This is a genomic window from Streptomyces sp. NPDC001852, assembly GCF_042891825.1.
In the GTDB taxonomy this organism is placed as follows: Bacteria; Actinomycetota; Actinomycetes; order Streptomycetales; family Streptomycetaceae; genus Streptomyces.
Window position 1 is genome coordinate 354,176 of record NZ_JBIATN010000007.1, and the last position, 6,833, is coordinate 361,008.

The following is a 6,833-nucleotide window of genomic DNA, read 5'->3' on the forward strand; positions in this document are numbered from 1 at the left end:
CCCCGACGACCGGAGCCTGCCTTGGCCACTGGTACGGAACCCCAACAGAACAGCGGCGGCGTACGGACCACTGCGCGCGCCGCGATCACGGCCCCGCATCTGCGGACCGACCGCTGGTGGCTGGCTCCCGCCGTCACCGCGGCCGGTCTGCTGGCCTTCGTCGTCTACTCGACCTGGCGGGCCTTCGCCAACGCGGACTACTACGCGGCGCCGTACGTCTCGCCGTTCTACTCGCCCTGCCTGGCACAGAACTGCAAGAGCATGCCCGCGGGCCCGAACGCCGACCTCTTCGGCAGCTGGTGGGCGATCTCCCCGGCGATCATCATCCTGATCTTCCCGCTCGGTTTCCGCCTGACCTGCTACTACTACCGCAAGGCGTACTACCGCAGCTTCTGGGCGTCCCCGCCCGCCTGCGCGGTCGCCGAACCGCACCGGACGTACAGCGGCGAGACCCGCTTCCCGCTGATCCTGCAGAACGTCCACCGGTACTTCTTCTACGCGGCGATCCTGGTCGCGGGGGTGCTGACCTACGACACGGTGCTGTCCTTCCGCGACCCGCACGAGAACTGGGGCCACATGGGCCTCGGCACCGTCGTCTTCCTGATCAACATCACGTTGATCTGGGCGTACACCGTCTCCTGCCACTCCTGCCGGCACATCGTCGGCGGCAAGCTCAAGCACTTCTCCAGACACCCGGTGCGCTACAAGGCCTGGCAGTTCGTCGGCCGGCTCAACGCCCGCCACATGCAGCTGGCCTGGGCGTCGCTGCTGAGCGTGGCCCTCGCCGACTTCTACGTCTATCTCGTCGCGTCCGGGGTCTTCGCCGACCCGCGCTTCTTCTAGGAACAGGTGAGCCGTCTGATGTCCGTGGTGGACCGCCAGGAGTGGGACGTCGTCGTGGTCGGTGCCGGCGGCGCCGGGCTGCGGGCCGCGATCGAGGCGCGCGAGCGGGGCGCCCGTACGGCGGTGATCTGCAAGTCGCTGTTCGGCAAGGCGCACACGGTGATGGCCGAGGGCGGCATCGCGGCGGCCATGGCCAACGTCAACGAGCACGACAACTGGCAGGTCCACTTCCGCGACACCATGCGCGGCGGCAAGTTCCTCAACCAGTGGCGGATGGCCGAGCTGCACGCGCAGGAGGCCCCGGACCGGGTGTGGGAGCTGGAGACCTGGGGCGCGCTGTTCGACCGTACGAAGGACGGCCGGATCTCCCAGCGCAACTTCGGCGGCCACGAGTACCCGCGCCTCGCGCACGTCGGCGACCGTACCGGCCTGGAGCTGATCCGCACGCTCCAGCAGAAGATCGTCGCGCTGCAGCAGCAGGACTTCAGGGAGACCGGGGACTACGAGTCGGGACTGAAGGTCTTCCAGGAGTGCACGGTCACGAGGGTCCTGAAGGACGGGGAGCGGGTGTCGGGCGTCTTCGCCTACGACCGTGAGACCGGCCGCTTCTTCGTCCTGGAAGCCCCCGCCGTGGTGATCGCGACCGGCGGGATCGGCAAGTCCTTCAAGGTCACCTCGAACTCGTGGGAGTACACCGGCGACGGCCACGCGCTCGCGCTGCTCGCGGGCGCCCCCCTGCTGAACATGGAGTTCGTGCAGTTCCACCCGACGGGCATGGTCTGGCCGCCGTCGGTGAAGGGCATCCTCGTCACCGAGTCGGTGCGCGGCGACGGCGGGGTCCTGCGCAACTCCGAGGGCAAGCGGTTCATGTTCGACTACATCCCGGACGTCTTCAAGGAGAAGTACGCCGAGTCGGAGGAGGAGGCCGACCGGTGGTACGAGGACCCGGACAACAACCGGCGCCCCCCGGAACTCCTCCCCCGCGACGAGGTGGCCCGCGCCATCAACGCAGAGGTCAAGGCGGGCCGGGGCTCGCCGCACGGCGGGGTCTTCCTGGACGTGTCCACCCGCATGCCCGCCGAGGTGATCCGGCGCCGGCTGCCGTCCATGTACCACCAGTTCAAGGAGCTGGCGGACGTCGACATCACGGCGGAGGCCATGGAGGTCGGGCCGACCTGTCACTACGTGATGGGCGGGATCGCCGTCGACTCCGACACCGCGGCGGCCCGCGGGGTGCCGGGGCTGTTCGCGGCCGGCGAGGTGGCGGGCGGCATGCACGGCTCCAACCGCCTCGGCGGCAACTCGCTCTCCGACCTGCTGGTCTTCGGGCGCCGCGCGGGCTGGCACGCGGCGGAGTACGCGCAGGGGGTGGCGCACCGGCGTCCGCCGGTGGACGACGCCCAGGTCAACACGGCGGCGGCGGAGGCCCTGCGCCCCTTCTCCGCGGAAGCCGACCGGGAGGGCGAGGCGGGTCCGCCGGAGAACCCGTACACCCTGCACCAGGAACTCCAGCAGACCATGAACGACCTGGTCGGCATCATCCGCCGCGAGGGCGAGATGGGGCAGGCCCTGCAGAAGCTGGCCGAGCTGCGGGTACGCGCACGCCGGGCCGGTGTCGAGGGCCACCGCCAGTTCAACCCGGGCTGGCACCTCGCCCTCGACCTGCGCAACATGCTCCTGGTCAGCGAATGCGTGGCCCGCGCGGCCCTGGAGCGCACCGAGTCGCGCGGCGGCCACACCCGCGAGGACCACGCCGCCATGGACCGCGCCTGGCGCAACGTGAACCTGCTCTGCACCCTCGCCGACCCGACCGGCGGTCTGGCGGCGACCGACCCCGCCCGGGGCCAGATCCGCCTCACCCGCGAGACCACTCCCCCCATCCGCCCGGACCTGCTCGCCCTCTTCGAGAAGGAGGAGCTGGTCAAGTACCTCGCCGAAGAGGAGCTGTACGAGTGAGCAGCTACGAGGCCCGCTTCAAGGTGTGGCGGGGTGATGAGCAGGGCGGTGACCTGGCGGACTTCAAGGTCGAGGTCAACGACGGCGAGGTGGTGCTCGACATCATCCACCGGCTCCAGGCGACCCAGGCCCCCGATCTGGCCGTGCGCTGGAACTGCAAGGCGGGCAAGTGCGGTTCGTGCTCGGCGGAGATCAACGGCCGCCCCCGGCTGATGTGCATGACCCGGATGTCGGTGTTCGACCGGTCGGAGACGATCACCGTGACACCGATGCGGGGCTTCCCGGTGGTCCGGGACCTGGTGACGGACGTCGGCTTCAACTACCAGAAGGCCAGGGAGGTCCCGGCCTTCGTACCGCCCGCGGGGCTCGGCCCCGGTGAGTACCGGATGATGCAGGAGGACGTGGACCGCTCGCAGGAGTTCCGCAAGTGCATCGAGTGCTTCCTGTGCCAGGACACCTGCCATGTCGTCCGCGACCACGAGGAGAACAAGACGGCGTTCGCGGGCCCGCGCTTCCTGATGCGGATCGCCGAACTCGACATGCACCCGCTGGACGCCGCCGCCGAGACCGGCCTGGACCGCAAGCGCACGGCCCAGGACGAACACGGACTCGGCTACTGCAACATCACCAAGTGCTGCACGGAGGTCTGCCCCGAGGGCATCAAGATCACCGACAACGCGCTGATCCCCCTGAAGGAGCGCGCGGTGGACCGCAAGTACGACCCGCTGGTGTGGCTGGGTTCGAAGATCAGGAGGCGGCCTTCGTAGGAGAGGCGGTTTTCGTAGGAGACGTGGTCTTCGTAGGAGCGGGACGGCCGGGGCGCCGGTTCGGTCACCGGACCCAGTCCTCCCGGTAGGCCGCCCAGTCCGCTTCGGTGGCCGCGAAGTCGACGTAGAGGGCGACGCCGAAGCGGGCCCGCTCCCTGTCGGTGCGGGACAGGCCCAGGCGGACCCCGCGTACGGCGGCCGGGACGGTCTCCGCACGGGCCCAGTGCCCGAAGCGGTTCTCGTGGTAGAAGGGCAGGCCCATGAGGAGGTCGGTGGACTCGGGCGTGACCTCCAGGGCCAGCGAGGTCTGCTGGGCGACATAGCCGCCGTACAGGCTCTGCAACGGCTGCATGGTGTCGTACGACATCACCGCGATCTGGTCGACCCGCCGCGCGACCTGCCCGAAGTACGCCTGCGACCACCACTTGGGGTGGCCGGTGACCGTGCCCCAGAGGGAGTGGAAGGCCGGCAGCGGATCGATCTGGTGGGCGGCGACGGAGAGCACGGCGTGGCGGGCGCGGGTGACGCGGTGCAGGGCGTCCAGGAGGGTCAGGTAGTTCCGGTCGCCGGAGTGCAGGGGCTCCAGATCGAAGTGGGCTCCCTGGAAGCCGGCGGCCAGGATCTGCCGGGTGGACCCGACGACGGCGGCGCGGGTCGCGGGGCGTTCCAGGTGCATGGCGTACGGCTTCTCCGGGGCGACCTCGTCCCCGAGCCAGGCCTGCACACGGATGTCCGGCGCCCGGCGACGCAGGGTTTCCGTGAGCCAACGGGCCCTGGGGTACGCCGACTCGGGGAGCGTGCCGTCGTGTTCCAGGGGGCCTGCGTGGACGTACAGGTCGCGGATGCCGGTGTCGCGCAGACGGCTGACGAGTGCGGTCACGTCGGCGTCGGTCTTGCGGCCGTCGACCCAGGCGTGGCCGAGCCAGACGGCGTCACGGTTGCGGGTGTACGTGCCGGGTGCGGGGGTGCCGGTGTCGTTGAAGCGGAGGGCGGTCTCGGCGGTGAGGGCGGGGAGCAGCAGGAGAAGGACGAGGGCGAGCGCGGTGCGCCTCAGTGTGCGCGGCCATGTGCGTCTGCGCCCGGCACCGCCCGCGTGGCTTTCGTCGACGGGCGCGGGGGGCTTTGGAGGGCTGTCCTCGGCGTCGTCCTCGGCGTCAGGGGTGGGCAGCCCCTCCGTATCCGCCCCGTTGTTTCCCCCGGTGTCCATTCCTGTCCCCCTGCCCATCCCGTCCCCCACCCGTATCCATCCCGCTCGCGAAGGCGCCTACCTGCCCATACGCTCCGAAATGTGACGTCCTCCCTGATCCGCGGCCGGCCCCGGCGCGCCAAGGCGCACATATGCGTGCGGGTGGCGCATGCCGTGCTGGGTGTCGTGGTCGGGGCCGGGTGGCTGATGTTGCCGGTGATGACGGTCGGTGCGCAGGATCCGGTTCCCGTGGCGCCCGCCGGGACCGTGGCGAGCTCCGCCGCGCCGCCGCAGGACGGGACGTCCACCACCGACCTCGTGCTGCCCCTGATCGTGGGGGTCGCCGCCGTGGCGCTGGCCGGATACGGCTACCTGCGCCGCACCCGCCGCGCCCGTACCCGTACGACCCCCGGGATCGTCTCCGCCGCACCGCCCACGCCCACTCCGGCCGACTCCGAGCGTCAGGCGCGCGCGGCGCTGGTCCTGGCCGACGACTGCGTGCGCACGAGCCGGGAGGAACTCACCTTCGTCCAGGGGCGTTTCACGGAGGCGGAGACCGAGCCCTTCGTCCATGCGCTGCGGGCCGCCGAGACCGAGCTGTCGGCCGCGTTCGCGATCTGGCGGCGGTACGAGCAGGGGGTGCCGGAGGACGACGTGGCCCGGCGGCAGGCGCTGGTCGGCGTGGTGGGCCGGTGCGCGGAGGCGGGGCGCAGACTGGACGCGGAGGCTCCGGCGCTGGACCGGCTGCGGGAGCTGGAGGGGCCGGGGCTGGCCGGGGCGCTGGAGGTGGCCGAGGGACGGTTCAGGGAGCTCGCGGGGCGCACCATGACCGCCCAGGACACCCTGACCGCGCTGCACGACAGCTGCACGCCCTCGGCCACCGAACCCGTCCTGGGACACGTCGAACAGGCCAAGGACCGGCTGGTGTTCGCCACGACCCGGCTCAACGAGGCGCGCCAGAGGGCCGACGCGGGCGACGGCGCACGGGCCGCCGCCCATCTGCGCGCCGCCGAGGGCGCGGTGGCCCAGGCCGACGTCCTGGTCACCGGGGTGGAACGGCTCGCCGCGGAGCTACGGGAGGCGGCGAAGCTGGTGCCGGCCGCCCTGACCGGCGCGGAGGCGGAGATCGCGGCGGCCCGGAAAGGGGGCGTGCCGGGTCCTCTGACCAGCGGTGAGCTGCACGCCCGGCTGGCCCACGCGGACCGTGTGCTGACCGCCGTACGGCAGGAGCTGACGTCGGGCCCGTACGACCCGCTGGACGCCCTGCGCCGGATCGCGCGGGCGGTGGAGCGGCTGGAGACGGGCCACACCGGTGCGTCGTCCGCTGCGGCGCTGCTCGTGGCGAGGAGTTCCGTCGCCGGGGCGGAGGGCTTCGTCACGGTGCACCGGACCGTGGTGGGCCCGGAGGCCCGCTCACAACTGGCGGCGGCGGTACGGGCCCTGGGCGCGGGAGACCCCGCCCGGGCCGACACCCTGTCCAGGGAGGCCCGGGAGACGGCGGAACGCGACGTACGGGCCCATGGCAACGCGTCCGTCGACGTGGAAGACACCGACGGCAGCTCGGCGCCGGGCTTCGGGGGACCCCAGACCCGTACACGTCCTGTCACATAACTGTTTCTGACTCCCCATAAGTCTCTTTGTACGATGGTCAGATCGCGATGAAGGTCGATCCGAACCAGCGGTGCGGACGTACGGGGGCAGAGACACGTGATCAAGCCGGAGGAGATTCCTGAGTTCACCGGTGATCTGGAGCAGTTGGAGAAGGACTACGGCGCGCTGAAGAAGGACGCCGGGAACATCCGCACCACGGGTGGGGATGTGCACTCCAAGTTCCAGGGGTTGTCGGCGTATTACAAGGCTCCGGAGGCGGAGCAGCTGTTCGCGTCGACGAAGCCGGTCTCCACGCGTGCGGACACCTTCGCGTCGGATCTGGAGACGGTGGCCGGGGCGCTGTCGGGGTATGCGGCGGAGGTCCGTCCGCTGGTCGCGAAGCTGAAGCAGCTCAAGCACGACGCGGTCGCGTTCGTCGACTCGGTCAAGGACGATCACGACTGGCAGTACGACGGCGACAAGGTCGAGAA

At 71.0% G+C, this 6,833-nt stretch carries 5 protein-coding genes and 1 pseudogene; 5 read left to right on the plus strand and 1 reads right to left on the minus strand.

Annotated elements, in window-relative coordinates; translation table 11 throughout:
* Positions 1 to 21: 21 nt before the first annotated feature.
* Genes ACFYZB_RS15535 through ACFYZB_RS15545 form a run of 3 tightly spaced genes read left to right on the plus strand, consistent with a single transcriptional unit; the run spans position 22 to position 3,566 of the window.
* Positions 22 to 843, plus strand: coding sequence for a hypothetical protein (locus ACFYZB_RS15535; protein ID WP_351207862.1), 822 nt, complete (start codon positions 22 to 24; stop codon positions 841 to 843).
* 18 nt (positions 844 to 861) lie between these two features.
* The gene (locus tag ACFYZB_RS15540; protein ID WP_351207860.1) at positions 862 to 2,799 is read left to right on the plus strand and encodes a fumarate reductase/succinate dehydrogenase flavoprotein subunit; all 1,938 of its coding nucleotides are present in this window, start codon (positions 862 to 864) and stop codon (positions 2,797 to 2,799) included.
* Positions 2,796 to 3,566: a succinate dehydrogenase/fumarate reductase iron-sulfur subunit gene (locus ACFYZB_RS15545; RefSeq protein WP_388758582.1), complete on the plus strand. Its 771-nt coding sequence runs from the start codon at positions 2,796 to 2,798 to the stop codon at positions 3,564 to 3,566. Before ACFYZB_RS15540 ends, ACFYZB_RS15545 begins: the two co-directional genes overlap by 4 nt.
* Positions 3,567 to 3,630: 64 nt before the next feature.
* Here ACFYZB_RS15545 and ACFYZB_RS15550 read toward each other — a convergent pair whose 3' ends face one another.
* Positions 3,631 to 4,773: a hypothetical protein gene (locus ACFYZB_RS15550; RefSeq protein WP_388758584.1), complete on the minus strand. Its 1,143-nt coding sequence runs from the start codon at positions 4,771 to 4,773 to the stop codon at positions 3,631 to 3,633.
* Positions 4,774 to 4,854: 81 nt separating this feature from the next.
* Between ACFYZB_RS15550 and ACFYZB_RS15555 the strand changes: the two genes are divergently transcribed.
* Positions 4,855 to 6,363: a hypothetical protein gene (locus ACFYZB_RS15555; RefSeq protein WP_388758586.1), complete on the plus strand. Its 1,509-nt coding sequence runs from the start codon at positions 4,855 to 4,857 to the stop codon at positions 6,361 to 6,363.
* Positions 6,364 to 6,459: 96 nt separating this feature from the next.
* Positions 6,460 to 6,833 (plus strand): annotated as a pseudogene (locus ACFYZB_RS15560) (protein phosphatase); the annotation flags it as partial.

Excerpts from the sequence above, each read along its gene's own strand:
- ACFYZB_RS15550 (WP_388758584.1), bottom strand. The coding sequence starts at position 4,773 with ATGGACACCGGGGGAAACAACGGGGCGGATACGGAGGGGCTGCCCACC.
- ACFYZB_RS15540 (WP_351207860.1), top strand. The coding sequence starts at position 862 with ATGTCCGTGGTGGACCGCCAGGAGTGGGACGTCGTCGTGGTCGGTGCC.